The organism is Pantoea sp. Fr-CA_6, from assembly GCF_024520895.1.
GTDB lineage: Bacteria > Pseudomonadota > Gammaproteobacteria > Enterobacterales > Enterobacteriaceae > Pantoea > Pantoea agglomerans.
The window spans coordinates 1-17,835 of the sequence record NZ_JALNPO010000026.1; the positions used below are offsets into that span (position 1 = coordinate 1).

The window sequence follows — 17,835 nt, forward strand, 5'->3', positions numbered from 1 at the left end:
GTGTGCGTGTGTGCGTGTGTGCGTGTGTGCGTGTGTGCGTGTGTGCGTGTGTGCGTGTGTGCGTGAAAGCGTGAAAGCGTGAAAGCGTGAAAGCGTGAAAGCGTGAAAGCGTGAAAGCGTGAAAGCAAGACTGACATGCGAGCTGACTGTCGCTGTAAATCAACCCGGTTTAATTTCTATGGTTCCCGCCACCGGCTGAATCGCAGGCAAAAAAATCCCACCCTCCTTTAGCGGGAGGGTGGGAAAAAGTAAGCGCATCCGGTTAAAGTACGCTCAAAATTTCAGGTCAGACTACGAATTCATCTGGAACAGCGACATCTTAGACATATCGGTAAAGGTCTTATAGGACGCCTGTAATGCCGTCTGCTGCATGGTGTAGTTAGAAGCTGCTTCGGTTAAATCCACGTTAACCAGGTCACTCATCTGCGAGCTGTAAATCACACTACGGTCATCACCCTGGGCATTCAGCGTATCGATCTCACCAAGCTGGGTACCAATCTCAGAACGCACGGTTAAGACATTATTCAGCGAGTTACCCAGGCCACGGTTGGTTTTATCCATCGCCGCCTGGAAGGTCTGTTTGGTTGCGGCGTCAGCATCATCCTGCGGCACTTTCAGTGCAGCAATGGCGCTATCCAGCATCTTAAACACATTCGTTTCGCTGGCGCTGCCATCCGGCTCTTTGGTGGCATTGCCAGAGATCGCCATAAAGATATTGTCACCGGTATGGCCCACGGTCATGGTACGGCTGGTATCGACCTTCTGAGTGATCGCCTCAGTGCCGCCTGCGTAGCCGACGCCGGTGCCTGCCGCATCCACAAATGGCGCACTGTCAGTTTTATAACCGGCAAAAATATAGCGGCCATTGGCATCCTGGCTGTTTGCCTGGTTCAGTAACTGGGCACGGATACCCTCCAGCTGGGTAGCAATCGAACCACGGTCATCGTCGCTCAGCGTACCGGTTGAACCGTTGACGATCAGCCCTTGCGCAGCAATGATCCCATCGGTGACGCCTTTCAGCGTATTCTCTTCCAGTGACAGACCCTGCTCGGCAAAGGTACGCGCCAGCGCATACTGCTTGCCCTGCTGCTGGGTTTGTGACAACACGACAGCACGAGACGCGGCAATCGGATCGTCCGAAGGATTATTCACACGGCGGCCGCTGGAGAGCTCCTGGCCTGATTTCAGCCAGGAGGCCTGTGAGTCAGTGATGCCACGCACCTGCTGCTCAAAAATCATATTTGTACTGATTCGCATGTTATCTCCTGCCCTTAGCGAATATTGATCAATGCATTAAACACGGTGCTGGCAGTCTGCAGCACCTGCGCATTGGCCATGTAATATTGCTGATATTTGGTCAGGTTGGCGTACTCCTCATCGAGGTTTACCCCAGAGACCGATTGCTGGCGCTGGGTCAGCTGACTGACCACGCTTTTCTGAGTGGTGCTGGTGGTTTCCAGTGAACTGGTTTTGTTACCCACACTACTGACGATGGTGGCGTAGGCCTGAGACAGCGTGGCGTTGCCGCCGACCAGTTTCACATCCTGCAGATTCAGCAGTTTTTGCGCATTACGGTTATCACTCTCACCGCCGACAGCACCCGCGGCGGCCACCTGCGATTCACTGGTGATCGCGACTGACATATCGTTGATGGCATTCTGGACCGGCTTCACCAGGAAACTGTCTTTGGCAGCAGGTGCAGGCGTGCCGGCGACGGTCAGTTTCAGACCGTCAAAGCTCAGCGTGGTGTTGCCACTGGCATCGGTACCTGGCGTGATGGTAACGGCCGTACTGTCTGAGGCGCGGGTCGCGGTCCAGTTATTGCCGTCATAACTCACGGTGTAATTGGATGCTTTCAGTGCACTGGTATCGGTCCACTCAGCGGTGACGGACGCGGCGGTGCTGTTTTTACTGTTGCCCACCACGATCGGGCTGCCGATATTAAAGAAATCGACGCCCTGATTGCCTTTGCTATCGAAGCCCTGCTTGTGAACATCGTTGAAACTGGTGGTAAACGCCGCCGCTAACTGACCCAGCTGGTTCTGTGCCAGATCCAGATCCTGAGTACGGAACGCCAGCAGACCGCCCAGCGAACCGGTGGTGATCAGCTTCTCCGGGATCTCGACGTTGCCCGCCTGCTTATCGACATAGCCGATGGTAGTGCGTGTCGGATCGCTGCTGGAAGGCATCGCCACCAGATCGTGAGATTTGTCGCCGTTTACCAGCGTCAGGCCATTGGCCATCGCGACCGTGTAACCGCCATCCTGCTGCGATACCGTCACACCAACCACGTTATTCAGGGTATTCACCAGCTGATCGCGCTTATCGAGCAGATCGTTAGGTGCGGCACCGTTTGCCGTGCTCAGTTTGCCAATCTGTTTGTTCAGATCGGCAATCTGGCTGGTAATGGTATTGACTTGCTTGATGCTGGAATCGACATCGGCGTTGACGCTGTTCTGCATATTATTCAGGTATTGCGCTGACGTCTGGAACTGGCTGACCAGCCCCTGCGCATTGCTGAGCATCGACTGACGCGCCGACGGATCGTTGGCGTTGCTGACCACGTTCTGCAGGTTGGTAAAGAAGCCCTGCAGCGACGTCGACAGGCTGGTAGTCGAGGTCGACAGCAGATCGTCAATGTTAGAAATCTGGCTGTGCTGGGTGCTTACCGCGCTGTAGTTCGCGCTGGAACCGCGCAGCTGCGTAGCAATAAACGCATCATATTCACGTTGTACACCGGTGATATTCACGCCGTTACCATAATAGCTATTGCCCTGCAGGGTACTGTTCGCCTGCGCCAGTACCGTGGTCTGACGTGAATAGCCCGCCACGGTGTAATTGGAAATGTTGTTACTCGTGGTGCTCAGAGCGGCCTGCGCGGCACTCAATCCGCTCATCGCGGAGTTAATTATGCTGGACATCTCGGTTCCTTACGTTCCCCGTCAACCGGGCTGGCAGACATCAAAGTGGGCGCCAGCAGGCGAAAACGCTTCTGGCTATAGGGATGTTATCGGCTTGCTAAAGTGAAACTTGAGGCGCAATGATCAGAACAGGTCGCCCATATCCTGACTGTAAGCTTTGACGACTTTGTCGCCCATACTTTTGAATTGCTGAATCATTCCCACCAGCTTTTGCGCATATTTTGGATCGGTGGCATAACCGGCCGCCTGTAAGGCCTGCGCACCCTGCTCTGCGCTTGAGGCGTTCGTCACCGCCGCATAGCGTGGGTTTTTGGTCAGGAGTTTGACGTAGTCGGTCAGCGCCTCAAAATAGGAGTTATAGACACGGAAGCTGGCACGCACTTTCTTCGCTTCGCCCTGCTCATATTCGGTGGTCATGATATCGGTGGTGTCACCTTTCCAGTCGCCGCTGGCTTTAATCCCGAACACGTTGTAGCTCGGTTTGCCGTCGCGGGTCAGGATCTGACGCTGGCCCCAGCCCGACTCCAGCGCAGCCTGCGCCAGAATCAGGTGATGAGGAATGCCACTCTGCTGGCTGGCAGCCTGCGCCGGTTGCGTCAGCTGGGCGATAAACTCGCGGCTGTCACTGGGCAGACCCGTCGGTGAAGCGACCGGCGGCAGACGCGGCATTGCCTTACGCACAATCTGCTCCAGCTGCTGCGCCGGCAGTGGTGTTGCCCCGCTGGTGCTGAGAATAAAGCTGTTATCCAGCTTCATCGGCACCGTACCGGCTTTTTCATCCGGCGCGGTGGCGGGCTGCATCTGTTTGACGATGGTTTCCGCCAGGCCGAGGCCACGTTTCCCCATCTCCTGTGCAATCTGCTGGTCATACATAGAGGTAAAGAGTTTGGTCTGCTCGTTGCCCATAATGCCGTCCTGCGGCAACGCCTCGCGCATACTCTTCAGCATCATCTGTACAAACATCCCTTCGACCTGACGCGCCACCTGCAACGCTTGTCCTTTCGGATCGTTGCTGGCCTGGCGTTTCAGTTCATTCAGGGAACGGCTGTCGAAAGCCGAACTCGTCAGAGATTGCATATCAGCCATCAGATAATTTCCAGTTTGGCACGCAGACAGCCGGCACTCTGCATCGACTGCAGAATTGACATCAGTTCGATAGGTGACGCACCCAGCGCATTCAGCGCACGCACCACGTTGTTCAGGTTGGCGCTGGCGTTGACGCGTTGCAGCGCACCGCCGGTCTGGCGCAGATCGATCTGAGTCTGCGTCGTCGCCACCGTCTGACCACCGGCCAGTGGAGTATCAGGCTGACTGACGTTCTGCTGCTGGTTAACCGTCACCGACAGATTGCCCTGCGCGACCGCACACTGATTCAGCGTCACTTCACGGTTCATTACCACCGAACCGGTACGGGAGTTGATGATGACTTTGGCATCTTCAACCGGGATCGACACATTAATGTTCTGGATCTCAGCCAGCAGACGTACCTGCGCACCATTATTAGGCGATACGCGGATCTGCACGGTACGGGCATCCAGCGGCTGCGCTGCGCCGTAACCGCCACGGGCGTTAATGGCATCAGCAATTCGCTGCGCCATCGAGAAATCTTCGCTGTTAAGCTGCAGGTTAATGGTGTTCTGCGTACCAAAGTTGCTCTGCAGTTCACGCTCAACGGTTGCACCGCCGGTGATACGGCCACCGTTCAGCTGGTTAACCTGAACACTGCTGCCGCCCGCTGACGCACCCGCGCCACCGACCAGGATATTACCCTGCGCCAGCGCATAAACCTGGTTATCGACCCCTTTCATCGGCGTCATTAACAGCGTGCCGCCGCGCAGGCTTTTGGCGTTACCCAGTGACGAGACCACCACATCCAGGTTCTGTCCCTGACGGGCAAACGAGGGCAGTTTTGCGGTGACCATGACGGCCGCCACGTTCTTCAGCTGCATGTTGGTCCCGGTGGGAACGGTAATACCAAGCTGTGACAGCATGTTGCTTACTGTCTGGGTAGTAAATGGCGTCTGGGTAGTCTGGTCACCGGTGCCATCCAGCCCCACAACCAGGCCGTAGCCCAGCAGCTGGTTATCACGAACGCCCTGTACCGTGGTTAAATCACGAATCAAATCGGCTTTTGCCAGCAGGCTGACGCCCAGCAGCAGCGCCAGCCCGGCGCGTAACAGCGTTAACTTTTTCATTGAAACCTCTTACATCGGCGAGATGTTCAGGAAGAAACGCTGGAACCAACCCATGGTCTGCGCCTCATTGATGTAACCATTTCCGACGTACTCAATACGTGCATCGGCGACAGCGGTAGATAACACGGCGTTACTGGCGCTGATGGTGCGTGGGTTGACCACGCCCGAGAAGCGAATGAACTCCGTGCCCTGATTAATGGCGATCTGTTTTTCACCGACCACGTGCAGGTTGCCGTTTGACAACACCTGATCCACGGTGACGGTAATGGTGCCGGTAAAGGTGTTATTGGCGGATGCGCCGCCTTTACCTGCGAAATCGTTTTTGCCTTCGGCGCTGAGGTTGGCTTTTTCACCACCTGCACCCACCAGGCCTGCCAGACCGGTCGGCACCGCGCTCACACCAAAGCTGTTGCTGCCATCGCGGCTGGCATTGGCTGAGGAGCTCTTGCTGGCGCTGACGTTTTCCTGCAGCGTAATGGTCAGGGTATCGCCAATGTTGCGTGGACGGCGATCCTCAAACAGCGGCTGATAGCCGTAGTTAAGCGGCGCGACGCCCTGGAATATAGAGCCGTTGACCACCGGTGGCGCGGACGGCATTGGTTGCGCTGTAGTTGCACCTTCGACCAGCGGGGTACGCGGGACCAGGGCACATCCGTTGAGAGTTAGCAGCAACGAGGCGACTAACCAATGTCCAGGCTTGAGAATCTGTTGCTTCGCCACGGCGTCACGACCTTATTAATGTCTGTCATTCAGGCCAGCACGGGCTGGCCCTGTTCGGGATTAAAGCTGAGTTAATTTCGCCAGCATCTGATCAGAGGTACTGATCGCCTTGCTGTTGATTTCGTAGGCGCGCTGCGTCTGGATCATGGTGACCAGCTCTTCCGCTACGTTAACGTTTGAGGTTTCGGTATAGCCCTGATAGAGCAGACCCGCGCCGTTCTGGCCTGGCGTGCTGTCCGTCGGAGCGCCCGATGCCTGCGTTTCCTTGTAGAGGTTTTCACCCACGCTATCGAGACCGGCGTCATTCATAAAGGTGCTCAGGGTTAACTGACCGACCTGCGCGGCCTGGGCCTGTCCCTGCTGCGTCACGCTGACCACACCGTCACGCGACACCGTAATGCTGGTGGCGTTAGCCGGAATGGTAATGCCTGGCTGTACCGGGAAACCGGAGTTGGTCACCAGCTGGCCGTTCTGATCAACCTGAAACGCGCCGTCACGGGTATAAGCAGAGGTGCCATCCGGCATCTGAATCTGAAAATAACCCTGGCCGTTAATGGCGATATCTTTTGAGTTGCTGGTCTGCGACAGGTTGCCCTGCGTATGCAGACGTTCAGTGGTCACCGGACGTACACCGGTACCGATCTGCAAACCAGATGGCAGCGTTGTCTGTTCTGATGACTGGGTGCCCGGCTGGCGCATGGTCTGGTACATCAGATCTTCGAACACGGCACGTGAACGCTTAAAGCCGTTGGTGCTGACGTTTGCCAGGTTGTTGGCAATGACGTCCATGTTCATCTGCTGCGCATCAAGACCGGTCTTAGCGATCCATAAAGAACGAATCATGTTGTTATCCTCGTGCCTTAGCCCATGCTCAGGAGCTGGTTGGCTTTTTGTTCATTTTCGTCGACGTTGGTGATGACTTTCATCTGCATCTCAAAACGTCGGGCGTTGGCGATCATATCGACCATGGTTTCTACCGGTTTGACGTTGCTGCCTTCCAGCACGCCAGGCATCACCTGCATGGTGGCATCAGCCTGCAGCGCGGCACCGCGGGTCGCCTGTGTCGACGCAGTAGGCCGGAACATGCCGTCATCACTGCGCTGCAGCTCCTGCCCGGTAGCCCTGACCAGCTTCAGCTTGCCCAGCTGAACCGTGGCGTTCGGTGAATCACCGGCATTCAGCCCGGTGATCGAGCCGTCGGCTGCAATGGTGATTTCAGTGCCCTGCGGGATCACAATCGGACCGCCATCGCCCATCACAGGATTGCCCTGAACCGTCAGCGTACCGGTCGGACTGATTTGCATATTGCCGTTGCGGGTATAGGCTTCGCTGCCGTCAGCGGTACGCACCGCCAGCCAGCCATCCTGCTGCACCGCCACATCGAGCGGACGCTCGGTGTAATCCATCGCGCCCTGACTCATGTCGGCGCCCGGTGTCGAGGCGGCGACCAGCGTACGGGTTGGCAGCGACCAGCCACTCACCGGCACGGCGCGCAGCGCATTCAACTGCGCACGAAAACCCGGTGTAGAGGCGTTGGCGAGGTTGCTGGCGGTAACCGCCTGCTGATCCAGCGTCTGGCTGGCCGCGCCCATCGCGGTATATATCGCGTGATCCATATGGCAATCCTGTTAGCGAATTAACGTAAGTTAACCAGCGTGTTGAGAATCTGGTCCTGAGTTTTGATGGTCTGCGCATTCGCCTGATAGTTACGTTGCGCGACGATCATGTTCACCAGCTCTTTACTCATGTCGACGTTGGAAGATTCCAGTGCGCCAGCCGTCAGTGAACCAAAGGTGCCGGTATTCGCCAGACCGATTGCTGCCTGACCGGATGCACTTGACGCAGACCAGACGTTGTCGCCCTGAGACTGCAGACCTTCCGGGTTAGAGAAGCTCGCCAGGACAATCTGACCCAGCAGCTGGGTTTTCTGGTTTGAGTAGCTGCCGGTGATGGTGCCGTCATCATTGATCGCGTAGCTGGTCAGATCGCCAGGCGCATAACCATCCTGAGTCGGGCTGCCAAACGTGGTGCTGCCGGTGTTCTGCTGCAGGCTGCCCAGCATGCTCAGGTTGATTGGCTGATTGGCGACTGCGCCATTCGCTCCGCCCACGTTCAGCGTCAGGCCGACGGTGCCATCGGTCGTCGTGCTGACGACAGCGCCGGTGGCATCCAGCTTAGAGACGCTGGTCAGCTTACCGCTGGTGTCAAACGCCATTCTGAAGTCACCCGCTGAACTGCCGGTGTTGCCATCAATGGTACGCACGGTCCAGCTGTTGCTGGTGGTGTCTTTCACGAAATACATGTCGAGCGCGTGGTCATTACCCTGCGAGTCGAACACGGTTGCCGTGGTTTTCTTGTTGTAGCTGTCTGCGTTCGCCGTCGAGAAGGTGGCCACAGATGGCGTTTTGTCCGTTGAGTTCAGGTTGGCAACCAGACCGGCGGTAGTGGTCGCACGGGCTGACATCTGCTCGGTAGGAATACGCAGCGCCACCGGGTTAGCACCTGCCTGGATAGTGGCCGGTGAACCGCTGGCCGGATAGCCGGTCACGTTCAGACCCTGGGTATTGACCAGGTTACGGTTGGCATCCAGCGTTAACTGACCATTGCGTGAATAGAAGACGCCGCCGCTGCTGTCGGTCATACGGAAGAAACCGTTACCGCTCAGCGCAACGTCCAGGCCACGGCTGGTCGTGGTGGTGGCGCCGTCGTTAAAGTTCTGGATTACCGCAGCAACTTTGGTACCGAGGCCGACGTTAGAACCGGCAAACATATCGGCAAACGCGATGGTGCTCGATTTAAAGCCCGCAGTGGCGGAGTTGGCAATGTTGTTACCGATGACATCAAGGTTACTTGAAGCAGCACCAAGGCCGCTGACCGCTTGGGAAAATGACATGTGTTTGTTTCCTGTCTACAGGTTAATCAGAGAATCTGACGTACGTCGTCAAGGGTGGCGGAGCCCATGGTGCCGAGATCCAGTTTTGTGGTGTTGTTCGCAGTACTCACCCCATTGACGTAGGCGTAGTTAAGCGGTTGTGCCACCAGTTGTGTGTTGCCATTGCTTGCGGCAATCGCAACGCTGTATTTACCATCCGGGGCGACAGAGCCATCTGTCAGCTTGCCGTCCCACGAGAAGGTGTGCACGCCAGCGCTAAGCGCGCCCAGATCGACGGTGTCGATCACCGTGCCACTGGCATCTTTAATGGTGGCCGATGTGCCGGTTGAGGCGGAGGCCAGCTCAACGCCAAATGGCGTTGTGGTGCCGTTGCCTACCAGAACCTGTCCGCCATTGACCATTACGCCATGCCCAATCAGCGTGGAGCTCTGCAGCGACTGGCTGGTGCTGATCTGGCCGGAGATCGATCCCAGCGTGGTATTCAGTTTTTCAATGCCGCTCAGGGTATTGATCTGTGCCAGCTGCGTGGTGAGCTGGCTGTTATCCATTGGATTGGTGGGATCCTGGTTTTTTAACTGCGTCACCAGCATGGTCAGGAACTGATTCTGCAGATCCTGCGCATTGTTGCCGGTGCCACTGGTGTTAGAGGAGCTAAGGACCGTGGGGTCCAGTCTTTCGTTAACGCCTACCGCGATAGCCATAATTTTTCTCCGTTATTGCCCGATCGTCAGGGTTTTCATCATCATCGACTTCACGGTGTTGAGCACTTCGACGTTGGCCTGGTAGCTGCGTGACGCCGACATGGTGTTGACGCTTTCAGAGACCACATCCACGTTCGGCATCTTCACGTAGCCTTTGGCATCTGCCATCGGATTGCCCGGGTCATAGACCAGCTTCGCAGGTGTAGGGTCATCCACGACTCTTGCCACTTTCACGCCGCCGGTGGCTGAGCCTGGCGCCGCATCGGTCTGGAAAACCACCTGCTTTGCCACGTAAGGCTTGCCATCGGGGCCGGTGACGCTGTCGGCGTTCGCCAGGTTACTGGCACTGACGTTTAATCGCTGTGATTGCGCGGTCATCGCTGAACCGGCAATGTCAAAAATATTCAGCAAGGCCATAATTATTGTCCTTGTAACACGCTCATCATGCCTTTGATCTGGCTACTGATGAGGGTGAGGTCGGTTTGATATTTCAGGCTGTTATCCGCGAACTGCGTACGCTCACGGTCCATATCTACGGTGTTGCCGTCGGCAGAAGGCTGGTCAGGAATGCGATAAAGCATATCCATCGATGGCACGCCGTTTGTCTGTGCTTCAATATGGCGAGCTGACGTGACTTTTAACGCCATGCTGCTGCCTTCCGCACGACCATTGGACATCACCCGACTCAGCTCGCTGGCAAAGTCGATATCCCGGGCCTGATAACCAGGGGTATCGGCGTTGGCAATATTTGACGCCAGGATCTCCTGACGTTGAGCACGCAGGTTGAGGGCCTCCGTACCAAATTTCAGCGCCGCATCCAGTTTGTCGAGCATGTTTCCTCCGCGTATGAGAATTTCGAGCTCGCAGCTTAATTTGAAAACGCAAGGGGTCATCGTCTGAATAAGGCCTCAAATGACCGCTATTTTGACAATTAAGGATTTTTCTTAAGGGGTACACTCGTCGCCATCATCAGTGAGGAAATGCACAATGCGTCGATATCTGACCCTGCTGACCAGCCTGCTGGTCGCGATCGCCCTGCCGGTTTCCGCCGGGGATCTCAATGCACAACTGAATCAATTTTTTAAAGCGCGTGACGCCCAGCATGCTGATGGCATGGTTGTGGTGGTACGCACGCCGCAGGAACAGTGGCCAGCCTGTGAGGCGCCACAGTTCACCCTGCCCGGCAACAGCCGGTTGTGGGGGAATATGAGCGTGGCGGCAAACTGTGGTGAGAACCGCCGTTATATTCAGGTACAGGTGCAGGTCACCGGTTCCTATCTGGTGGCGAACCGGCTGCTGAGCCAGGGCAGTAGCGTGAGCGAGAGTGATTTCACTCTGCAGACTGGCCGCCTCGATACTCTGCCCGCCCGCGCCCTGCTGAATGCGGACTCGGTCGCAGACGCCGTGGTGCTGCGCGATATCCAGCCAGGACAGCCGATTAATCCCTCCACGCTGCGTCAGCCGTGGCGTGTCAAGGCGGGTCAGAATGTGATGGTGATTGCCAGCGGTGACGGCTTTGACGCCAGCGGTGAGGGCAAGGCGCTGAATAACGCCGCCCGATCGCAGTCGGTCCGGGTCAGGATGGGAAATGGCCAGATTGTCAGCGGTAAGGTACGCGAGGATGGGAATATTCTTATAACGCTGTAAAGTGTTAAAGAAGCCAGTAGTGCTGCCGATAGAAGAATCAACGAAGCGATAACGCTATTCTGATTCAGGTGGCAGACTTCCCCTGACCGTACAGGAGCCCGAACATGAGCATTGACAGAACGCAACCTCTGAAACCCGCCAGCACCGTACAGAGCCGCGATAGCAGTGAGTCCGGCAGCAGCAAAGTGCGCCAGAGCGCCAGCCCGGTGGCAGCAGCCACGACCCCTGCAGCAGCCCAGGTCAGCCTGAGCAGCGCGCAGTCGCAGCTGATGCAGCCGAGCAGCAAAGATATTAACGTCGAGCGCGTTGAACAACTGAAAACCGCCATTCGTAATGGCGAACTGAAGATGGATACCGGCAAAATCGCCGATGCGCTGATTGCCGACACCAAGGCGTATTTAGAGGGTAATTAGTTCCCATGAGTAATTTGCAGACCACCTTAGATAAGATGCAGGACGTGCTGGCGTCGCTCTCAGCCGTGCTGGAAGAAGAGCAGCAGCAGCTGGCAGCCGGAAACATTAACAGTAATCTGTTGCAGCGTATTACCGAAGATAAAAGCGCGCTGCTCAGTACGCTGAACTATCTGGATGAGATGCGCCGCACCGCTGAGCAGAGTCAGGCGACATCGGCACCTTATCGTGGTCAGAACGACATGGCGCGCCGCTGGGACACTATCCAGCAGCACAGCCGTCGTCTGCAGGATGCCAATGTTCATAACGGCCTGCTGCTGCAACACCAGATCCGCTACACCCAGGATGCGCTTGACGTGCTGAAGCCGCATCAGACCCAGGCCTTTTACGGCCCGGATGGGATGGGTAAAGGCCAGGCGACGTTAAGTCGCAAAGCCTGAACCGGATAGTAGCGAAAAAAATCCCGCCTGGTGCGGGATTTTTTATTGGTGCGTTTTTTCCTTCACCATGATGAGCTTTAAAATTGAGCCTGCACAGGGAACAGGGGCAGATCGGAAAGACGCTAAAGCCAATCCCTGGCCGCTCGGCCCGCGCGATTACGCACCTCATCCCTGAGGTGCGCCCGTTGCCGGGCCAACGCGTTGCGTTGTTCAAAAACGCTCCCGGCGTTTTTGTCCATGGCGCGGGACGCTTTCCTCCTCTGCCCCTGTTCCCTGCGCGTTGAATTTATTTATTGCGGCAAGCTTTACACAGCGGTGCGACGCGCATAGTCGCGAAGCCGGAAGCCCAGCAGCCCCAGCGCCAGGAAATAGGCCCCGCCGCCCACACCACAGACCGCGGCCAGGCGCAGCAGCCGCCACAGCATCGATCCCTGCTCCCAGGCTGGCATCCACTGCAGCATGGCAAACAGCGCGCCTGCCATCACCACTACAGCTATCAGCAGGCGGATCAGGAAGCTGCTCCAGCCCGGCTGCGGCATAAAGATATTCTTCTTACGCAGCTGCCAGTAGAGCAGCGACGCATTCAGACAGGCTGCCAGCCCAATCGACAGTGACAGACCGGCGTGTTTCAGCGGACCAATAAACGCCAGGTTCATTACCTGCGTCATGATTAGCGTGATAATCGCGATTTTAACCGGCGTTTTGATGTCCTGACGGGAATAGAAGCCCGGAGCCAGCACCTTGACCACGATCAGCCCCATCAGTCCGACGGAGTAGGCGATCAGGGCGCGCTGCGTCATCAGTGCATCAAAGGCAGTGAATTTGCCGTACTGGAACAGCGCCACGGTCAGCGGGCCGGAGAGCATGCCCAGCGCCACCGCGCTGGGAAGCGCCAGCAGAAAACAGAGGCGCAGACCCCAGTCCATCAGCCGGGAATATTCATCATGGTTGCCGCTGGCAAAACTTTTGGCCAGCGACGGCAGCAGAATGGTGCCCAGCGCCACGCCCAGCACACCCGAGGGGAACTCCATCAGGCGGTCCGCGTAGTACATCCAGGAGACCGAACCTGAGACCAGAAACGAGGCGAAGATGGTATTGATGATCAGCGAGATCTGACTGACAGAAACGCCCAGAATGGCAGGTCCCATCTGACGCATGACCCGCCAGACGCCCGCATCACGCAGATTCAGGCGTGGCAGCACCAGCATCCCGAGCTTCTTCAGGTGTGGCAGCTGATAGCCGAGCTGCAGCACGCCACCTGCTACCACTGCCCAGGCCAGCGCCATTACCGGTGGGTGGAAGTGCGGCGCGGCAAACAGCGCAAAGCCAATCATGCTGACGTTCAGCAGGGTCGGTGCAAAGGCCGGTACCGAGAAGCGGTTCCAGGTGTTCAGCACCGCACCCGCCAGTGACGCCAGCGAAATCAGCATAATGTAGGGAAAGGTCACCCGCAGCAGCGAGCTGGTGAGCGCAAACTTATCGGGACTGTCGGCAAAGCCGGGTGCCGTCACCATGATGACCCAGGGCGCAGCAATCATGCCCGCCACCGTAACCAGCGCCAGTGCCAGCGTCAGCAGGCCCGAGACGTAAGCCAGGAACAGTTTCGTCGCCTCTTCGCCCTGCTTGCTTTTATATTCAGCCAGAATGGGCACGAAGGCCTGAGAAAAGGCGCCTTCAGCAAAAATTCGCCGCAGCAGATTGGGAAGTTTAAACGCAACAAAGAACGCATCGGTCGCCATTCCGGCGCCAAACACCCGCGCCACGATGGCATCACGGGCAAAGCCCAGTACGCGGGAAAACAGGGTCATAGAACTGACCGCTGCCAGCGATTTCAACAAATTCATAATTGACGGCGCATCCTGAAAAGAATCGGCAAAAAAGGAGAATTAGCGCGGGCACCCAGAAGATGCCCGGCGACAGTCTACTGCCACGGAGGGAAATGACCAGCACGGAGTGTTACAAGGCGTTATTCCTGCGTCGCCTCACGCCACAATTTTTCCACCACACGCTGCGCCATCAGCGCCTGCTCACCGCTGGTTTCAGGCTTCGTCTGATTTTGTACGCAGTCGATGAAATGGCGAGCCGCACCGCTGAAACCGCGCTGGGTCAGATGACTCTGCCAGGCGGGCGGTGGCGTAATCAGCAGCCCGTCACGCCGTTCTTCCTGCCAGTCGCGCATCTCACTGATGTCGATGCACTTACCGTCACATACTGCGCTGACCCGCTCGCGCTGACTGCCTGCGCGCCGGTGCATGCTGGTGGTAATCGACAAGCCCTCAACAGCGAAATGGTGCTCAGCATAGAGCATCTGCCCCTGTTCGTTGGTGTCGATGCGTCCCTGAACCTGACGAAAGGGTTTCCCGCCCAGCCAGAGGGCGGTGTCCACCACATGCAGATAGTCATCGAGCAGGGTAAAGCGGAGATCCTGTGGCCCGACGCTGTCGCTACGGTGCTTTTCAATCCGCAGAGAAGTCGCGCTAGCCATCTCTGCCCGCAGCTGCTGATAGCGCGGGGCGAACCGCCGGTTAAACGCCACCATCAGTTTACGCTGCCGTTTTTCCGCCAGCGCCACCAGCGCCTCAGCCTGCTCCAGGGTTTCAGCCAGCGGCTTATCGACGCAGACATCCTTTCCTGCCAGCAGCAGCGCCCTGACCACTTCATAGTGCGTGGCGGTGCTGCTGTGGACAAAGACCGCGTCGCAGGCAGCGGCTAATTCATTCAGCGAACCAAAACATGGCATGCGATAGCTGTCACAGACCGGCCGGGCTTTGGCCTGGTTCGGGGAAAACGCCCCTGCCAGGGTCCAGTCCGTCGCTGCCGACAGCACCGGCAGCCAGGCTTTCTGCGCGATACCGCCTAATCCCACTACGCCAATACGTAAGGTCATCTCAGCTCTCCGGTTGCAGCAGTTGGGTGAGTTGTGCCTGAAGCGCTGCAACCTGCTGTTCCAGCGTTGCGACGCGCGCCGCCAGATCGCCCTGCTCTTCCGACGCGTTTGCGGTCTGCGTCTGGTCAGGCTCATCGCCCAGCAGATGCATAAAGCGACTTTCGCGCCTGCCAGGTTCACGCGGCAGACGGATCACCTGAGCACTGTCGTCGCGCTGCATCAATCCTTCCAGAGTTTGCTCAACTTCGCTGACATCACTGAACTCGTGCAGACGGCCGCTGCGGGTACGCAGTTCGCCTGGCGTCTGGGGCCCGCGCAGTAACAGCAGCGTCAGCAGAGCAACTTCTGCGCTGTTAAGCTTTAGCGTGCCAAACGCGGAGTTGCAGAAACGCTGCTCATATTTCACGACCCGCTGCCCGGCGGCGCTGCTGGCGGTGATCAGATGCCGTTTTTCCAGCTGATCGAGCTGATCCTGTACCTCACTTTCGCTCAGCTCCATCACCGGCTCGCGGTTCGATTTCTGGTTACAGGCCACCACCACGCCATTCAGCGACAGCGGATACTGTTCCGGCGTGGTGACCTGCTTCTCCAGCAGGCAGCCCAGCACGCGCATCGCCTGCGCCGATAAAGTCATCTTCATGCTCGCATCCTCATTATTATCCACGCCGGTCAGGCGTCCATTCCCGCAGGGTTAAGGCTGTCAGTACGTGATCCTGCCAGCGTCCGTCGATCAGCAGATAATCTTTCGCGTAACCCTCTTTCTCAAAACCGAGTCGCGCCAGCAGATCGCCGCTGCGCTGATTGTGCGGCATGTAGTTAGCCATGATGCGGTGAATATGCTGCTGGCGCTGCATATAGCGGATTGCCACCTGCAACGCTTCGAACATGAACCCCTGCCCCTGCCACTTTTCACCCAGTGAATAGCCCAAGTAACAGGCATGAAAGGATCCGCGCAACACATTGCTGAAGTTCGCCACTCCCCTCACTTCGGTTTCATCGCTGTCCATTAAAATGAAATAGAAGGCCGAACCCTGCTTATGCATGTCGGAAATCAGCCCAAGCCGCGCCTGCCAGCCCGAGGGGTAGCAGTGGCTGTCATCACGCACCGGCTCCCACGGTTTTAAAAACAGGCGGTTTTCCGCGTAGTAATCTGCCATTCGCCAGGCATCACGCTCGTGAACCAGACGGACCACCAGCCGATCGGTGGTTAATCGCACCCTGGGCGCGGCAGAACGATAGCCAAACATCCTGACTCCTGAAATCAATGGCTGATAGAGATGAGCCGTCATTACCCGGCTTTCACTATAACCGCCGCCTGGGCTCCGGTAAAACGTTACAGCGGTTTAGCGATAAAGAGGCTGATTTTGCTCGGGTCGCACCGCGGATAACCCCTGCTGCAGGCGGCATCACCAGCGGATCCTGCAGCGCGCCTGACAGGCAGGTTTGCCCTGTGGAGTAATCTCTTCCATACTTTTTACGAGCCCGAAAGCAGGATGAATTGATTCACTCTGTTAAACACTAAACCTGTAAAACCCGGGAGATCAGGATGAAGCTCTATATCTACGACCACTGCCCTTTCTGCGTTAAAGCGCGAATGATTTTTGGCCTGAAAAACAAACCGGTTGAGCTGGTGGTAATGCTCAACGACGATGAAGAGACGCCGAAACGACTGATCGGACAGAAAATGGCGCCCATTCTGCAGAAGCAGGATGGCAGCGCGATGCCTGAAAGTATGGAAATCGTACACTATGTCGATCAGGAGGATGGCGAACCGCTGATCATCGGCGCGCTGAATCCGGCGATCGGCGACTGGCTGCGTCACATGAACAGCTATGTCAATAAACTGCTGCTGCCGCGCATTGCAGAGGCGGCGTTTGCCGAATTCGCGACGCCGGAGGCGCGTGACTATTTCCGCAACAAAAAGCAGGCGAGCATCGGTGATTTCGACACGCTGAAAAGTCATTCTGCCGGCCTGATTAAAAACGTCAGCGACGATCTGCGCAAGCTGGACAAATTAATCGTCCAGCCCAATGCGGTGAATGGCGAGCTGTCCGAAGATGATTTTAATCTCTTCCCGCTGCTGCGCTCTCTGACGCTGGTGGCCGGAATCGACTGGCCGAGCCGGGTCGCTGACTACCGCGATAACATGGCTAAACAGACCCAGGTGAATCTGCTCTCCTCGATAGCTCACTAACCCCTCCCGATGAGAGACGCTGCGGCGTTTCTCATCTCTTTCCTGATGACACCCGCTACGCATTCAGGCAGGCTATGGCCTGTTTATTGGCTCTGATATTCAGGATAAAGATCGATGAAAAAGGCTTTTTTCGGGCTGACTACCCTGTTGATCGCGCTGCTGGTGAGCGGCTGTAATCAACTGACGCAATACACCATCAGCGAACAGGAAGTAAACCAGGCGCTGCAGAAGCACAACAACTATGAGAAAGATATTGGCGTTTCCGGGCTGGTTAATGCGCACATCGTCCTGAACAACCTGACCAGTCAGATTGGCCGTGAAGAGCCAGGTAAAGTTACGCTCTCTGGCAATGCTAAAATCAATGTGACGTCACTGTTTGGTCCGCAGCAGGCCGATATGCAACTGAAGATGCGTGCTCAGCCGGTCTATGACCAGCAGCAGGGTGCAATCTATCTGCGCGATCTGGAAATTGTTGATGCGCAGGTTGCCCCGGAAAAAATGGCCTCCATTATGAAAACGCTGACGCCTTATCTGAATCAGTCGCTGAAAAACTACTTTGATCAAAAGCCGGCTTACGTGCTCAGCGCCGACCGCAGCAAAGGCGAGTCGCTGGCGAAGAAATTTGCCAAAGGACTGGAAGTGAAACCTGGCGAACTGGTTATTCCCTTTACGCAGTAATGCCAGTCAGTTAAGCGACAGGTGACAACGCAGTCTGGTGCCGCTCAGGGGCTGGCGGTCCTCGCGCCGCTACGCGGTTCCTTCACGTCATTCCTCTGCCTGACGGACCGCCGGGGATGGCACATCCTGTGCCGCCCCGCCTTTCGCCC

At 56.9% G+C, this 17,835-nt stretch carries 20 protein-coding genes; 5 read left to right on the forward strand and 15 right to left on the reverse strand.

Going from position 1 to position 17,835, the window contains the following annotated elements; all coding sequences use genetic code 11:
• Positions 1 to 291: 291 nt before the first annotated feature.
• The 11 genes from flgL to flgB all read right to left on the reverse strand — a co-directional run bounded on the left by flgL (position 292) and on the right by flgB (position 10,263).
• Positions 292 to 1,257, reverse strand: coding sequence for a flagellar hook-associated protein FlgL (gene flgL / locus NR201_RS22305; RefSeq protein WP_022625873.1), 966 nt, complete (start codon positions 1,255 to 1,257; stop codon positions 292 to 294).
• 14 nt (positions 1,258 to 1,271) lie between these two features.
• Entirely contained in the window at positions 1,272 to 2,921 is a 1,650-nt protein-coding gene (gene flgK, locus NR201_RS22310; RefSeq protein WP_010669846.1) for a flagellar hook-associated protein FlgK, read from the reverse strand.
• Positions 2,922 to 3,044: 123 nt separating this feature from the next.
• Entirely contained in the window at positions 3,045 to 4,007 is a 963-nt protein-coding gene (gene flgJ / locus NR201_RS22315; RefSeq protein WP_010246357.1) for a flagellar assembly peptidoglycan hydrolase FlgJ, read from the reverse strand.
• On the reverse strand, positions 4,007 to 5,116 hold the full coding sequence (locus NR201_RS22320; protein ID WP_010669845.1) for a flagellar basal body P-ring protein FlgI: 1,110 nt from the start codon (positions 5,114 to 5,116) through the stop codon (positions 4,007 to 4,009). The genes flgJ and NR201_RS22320 overlap by 1 nt, the downstream gene beginning before the upstream one ends.
• A gap of 9 nt (positions 5,117 to 5,125) precedes the next feature.
• On the reverse strand, positions 5,126 to 5,836 hold the full coding sequence (locus NR201_RS22325; RefSeq protein ID WP_029518984.1) for a flagellar basal body L-ring protein FlgH: 711 nt from the start codon (positions 5,834 to 5,836) through the stop codon (positions 5,126 to 5,128).
• A gap of 60 nt (positions 5,837 to 5,896) precedes the next feature.
• Complete coding sequence (gene flgG, locus NR201_RS22330) at positions 5,897 to 6,679, reverse strand: flagellar basal-body rod protein FlgG (RefSeq protein WP_003849881.1); 783 nt, start codon at positions 6,677 to 6,679, stop codon at positions 5,897 to 5,899.
• Positions 6,680 to 6,696: 17 nt separating this feature from the next.
• Positions 6,697 to 7,452 carry a flagellar basal body rod protein FlgF gene (locus NR201_RS22335; protein WP_010669843.1) on the reverse strand — a complete coding sequence of 252 codons (756 nt, stop codon included), beginning with the start codon at positions 7,450 to 7,452 and terminating at the stop codon, positions 6,697 to 6,699.
• Positions 7,453 to 7,472: 20 nt separating this feature from the next.
• Positions 7,473 to 8,729, reverse strand: coding sequence for a flagellar hook protein FlgE (flgE, locus tag NR201_RS22340; protein ID WP_022625876.1), 1,257 nt, complete (start codon positions 8,727 to 8,729; stop codon positions 7,473 to 7,475).
• Between the two features lie 26 nt (positions 8,730 to 8,755).
• Positions 8,756 to 9,430 carry a flagellar hook assembly protein FlgD gene (gene flgD / locus NR201_RS22345; RefSeq protein ID WP_010669841.1) on the reverse strand — a complete coding sequence of 225 codons (675 nt, stop codon included), beginning with the start codon at positions 9,428 to 9,430 and terminating at the stop codon, positions 8,756 to 8,758.
• Between the two features lie 12 nt (positions 9,431 to 9,442).
• Positions 9,443 to 9,847: a flagellar basal body rod protein FlgC gene (gene flgC / locus NR201_RS22350; protein WP_013357440.1), complete on the reverse strand. Its 405-nt coding sequence runs from the start codon at positions 9,845 to 9,847 to the stop codon at positions 9,443 to 9,445.
• A 2-nt stretch (positions 9,848 to 9,849) separates the two neighbouring features.
• Positions 9,850 to 10,263 carry a flagellar basal body rod protein FlgB gene (gene flgB / locus NR201_RS22355; RefSeq protein WP_009090882.1) on the reverse strand — a complete coding sequence of 138 codons (414 nt, stop codon included), beginning with the start codon at positions 10,261 to 10,263 and terminating at the stop codon, positions 9,850 to 9,852.
• Between the two features lie 154 nt (positions 10,264 to 10,417).
• On the opposite strand from flgB, the gene flgA reads away from it, so the two are divergent.
• The 3 genes from flgA to flgN all read left to right on the forward strand — a co-directional run bounded on the left by flgA (position 10,418) and on the right by flgN (position 11,927).
• Entirely contained in the window at positions 10,418 to 11,077 is a 660-nt protein-coding gene (flgA, locus tag NR201_RS22360) for a flagellar basal body P-ring formation chaperone FlgA (protein WP_010246373.1), read from the forward strand.
• Positions 11,078 to 11,181: 104 nt separating this feature from the next.
• Complete coding sequence (gene flgM, locus NR201_RS22365) at positions 11,182 to 11,490, forward strand: flagellar biosynthesis anti-sigma factor FlgM (protein ID WP_010246375.1); 309 nt, start codon at positions 11,182 to 11,184, stop codon at positions 11,488 to 11,490.
• A gap of 5 nt (positions 11,491 to 11,495) precedes the next feature.
• A complete protein-coding gene (gene flgN, locus NR201_RS22370; RefSeq protein ID WP_010246377.1) occupies positions 11,496 to 11,927 on the forward strand; it encodes a flagellar export chaperone FlgN in 432 nt (143 codons plus the stop codon).
• 305 nt (positions 11,928 to 12,232) lie between these two features.
• Here the strand turns inward: flgN and murJ are convergent, their stop codons facing one another.
• The 4 genes from murJ to rimJ all read right to left on the reverse strand — a co-directional run bounded on the left by murJ (position 12,233) and on the right by rimJ (position 16,061).
• Positions 12,233 to 13,771, reverse strand: a complete 1,539-nt coding sequence (murJ, locus tag NR201_RS22375) for a murein biosynthesis integral membrane protein MurJ (RefSeq protein ID WP_010246379.1) — start codon at positions 13,769 to 13,771, stop codon at positions 12,233 to 12,235.
• A 122-nt stretch (positions 13,772 to 13,893) separates the two neighbouring features.
• The gene (locus NR201_RS22380) at positions 13,894 to 14,814 is read right to left on the reverse strand and encodes a Gfo/Idh/MocA family protein (RefSeq protein WP_061704088.1); all 921 of its coding nucleotides are present in this window, start codon (positions 14,812 to 14,814) and stop codon (positions 13,894 to 13,896) included.
• Position 14,815: 1 nt separating this feature from the next.
• On the reverse strand, positions 14,816 to 15,454 hold the full coding sequence (locus tag NR201_RS22385; RefSeq protein WP_172608934.1) for a YceH family protein: 639 nt from the start codon (positions 15,452 to 15,454) through the stop codon (positions 14,816 to 14,818).
• A 16-nt stretch (positions 15,455 to 15,470) separates the two neighbouring features.
• A complete protein-coding gene (rimJ, locus tag NR201_RS22390) occupies positions 15,471 to 16,061 on the reverse strand; it encodes a ribosomal protein S5-alanine N-acetyltransferase (protein ID WP_010246386.1) in 591 nt (196 codons plus the stop codon).
• 299 nt (positions 16,062 to 16,360) lie between these two features.
• Between rimJ and grxB the strand changes: the two genes are divergently transcribed.
• On the forward strand, positions 16,361 to 17,008 hold the full coding sequence (gene grxB / locus NR201_RS22395; protein WP_256850183.1) for a glutaredoxin 2: 648 nt from the start codon (positions 16,361 to 16,363) through the stop codon (positions 17,006 to 17,008).
• A 114-nt stretch (positions 17,009 to 17,122) separates the two neighbouring features.
• A complete protein-coding gene (locus NR201_RS22400) occupies positions 17,123 to 17,686 on the forward strand; it encodes a lipoprotein (RefSeq protein ID WP_256850184.1) in 564 nt (187 codons plus the stop codon).
• The last annotated feature ends 149 nt before the right edge of the window (positions 17,687 to 17,835 follow it).

What these genes read in the sequence shown, in the direction of transcription:
- flgL (WP_022625873.1), bottom strand. Translation starts at nt 1,257, where the DNA reads ATGCGAATCAGTACAAATATGATTTTTGAGCAGCAGGTGCGTGGCATC.
- flgK (WP_010669846.1), bottom strand. Translation starts at nt 2,921, where the DNA reads ATGTCCAGCATAATTAACTCCGCGATGAGCGGATTGAGTGCCGCGCAG.
- flgJ (WP_010246357.1), bottom strand. Translation starts at nt 4,007, where the DNA reads ATGGCTGATATGCAATCTCTGACGAGTTCGGCTTTCGACAGCCGTTCC.
- NR201_RS22320 (WP_010669845.1), bottom strand. Translation starts at nt 5,116, where the DNA reads ATGAAAAAGTTAACGCTGTTACGCGCCGGGCTGGCGCTGCTGCTGGGC.
- flgG (WP_003849881.1), bottom strand. Translation starts at nt 6,679, where the DNA reads ATGATTCGTTCTTTATGGATCGCTAAGACCGGTCTTGATGCGCAGCAG.
- NR201_RS22335 (WP_010669843.1), bottom strand. Translation starts at nt 7,452, where the DNA reads ATGGATCACGCGATATATACCGCGATGGGCGCGGCCAGCCAGACGCTG.
- flgE (WP_022625876.1), bottom strand. Translation starts at nt 8,729, where the DNA reads ATGTCATTTTCCCAAGCGGTCAGCGGCCTTGGTGCTGCTTCAAGTAAC.
- flgD (WP_010669841.1), bottom strand. Translation starts at nt 9,430, where the DNA reads ATGGCTATCGCGGTAGGCGTTAACGAAAGACTGGACCCCACGGTCCTT.
- flgC (WP_013357440.1), bottom strand. Translation starts at nt 9,847, where the DNA reads ATGGCCTTGCTGAATATTTTTGACATTGCCGGTTCAGCGATGACCGCG.
- flgB (WP_009090882.1), bottom strand. Translation starts at nt 10,263, where the DNA reads ATGCTCGACAAACTGGATGCGGCGCTGAAATTTGGTACGGAGGCCCTC.
- flgA (WP_010246373.1), top strand. Translation starts at nt 10,418, where the DNA reads ATGCGTCGATATCTGACCCTGCTGACCAGCCTGCTGGTCGCGATCGCC.
- flgM (WP_010246375.1), top strand. Translation starts at nt 11,182, where the DNA reads ATGAGCATTGACAGAACGCAACCTCTGAAACCCGCCAGCACCGTACAG.
- flgN (WP_010246377.1), top strand. Translation starts at nt 11,496, where the DNA reads ATGAGTAATTTGCAGACCACCTTAGATAAGATGCAGGACGTGCTGGCG.
- murJ (WP_010246379.1), bottom strand. Translation starts at nt 13,771, where the DNA reads ATGAATTTGTTGAAATCGCTGGCAGCGGTCAGTTCTATGACCCTGTTT.
- NR201_RS22380 (WP_061704088.1), bottom strand. Translation starts at nt 14,814, where the DNA reads ATGACCTTACGTATTGGCGTAGTGGGATTAGGCGGTATCGCGCAGAAA.
- NR201_RS22385 (WP_172608934.1), bottom strand. Translation starts at nt 15,454, where the DNA reads ATGAAGATGACTTTATCGGCGCAGGCGATGCGCGTGCTGGGCTGCCTG.
- rimJ (WP_010246386.1), bottom strand. Translation starts at nt 16,061, where the DNA reads ATGTTTGGCTATCGTTCTGCCGCGCCCAGGGTGCGATTAACCACCGAT.
- grxB (WP_256850183.1), top strand. Translation starts at nt 16,361, where the DNA reads ATGAAGCTCTATATCTACGACCACTGCCCTTTCTGCGTTAAAGCGCGA.
- NR201_RS22400 (WP_256850184.1), top strand. Translation starts at nt 17,123, where the DNA reads ATGAAAAAGGCTTTTTTCGGGCTGACTACCCTGTTGATCGCGCTGCTG.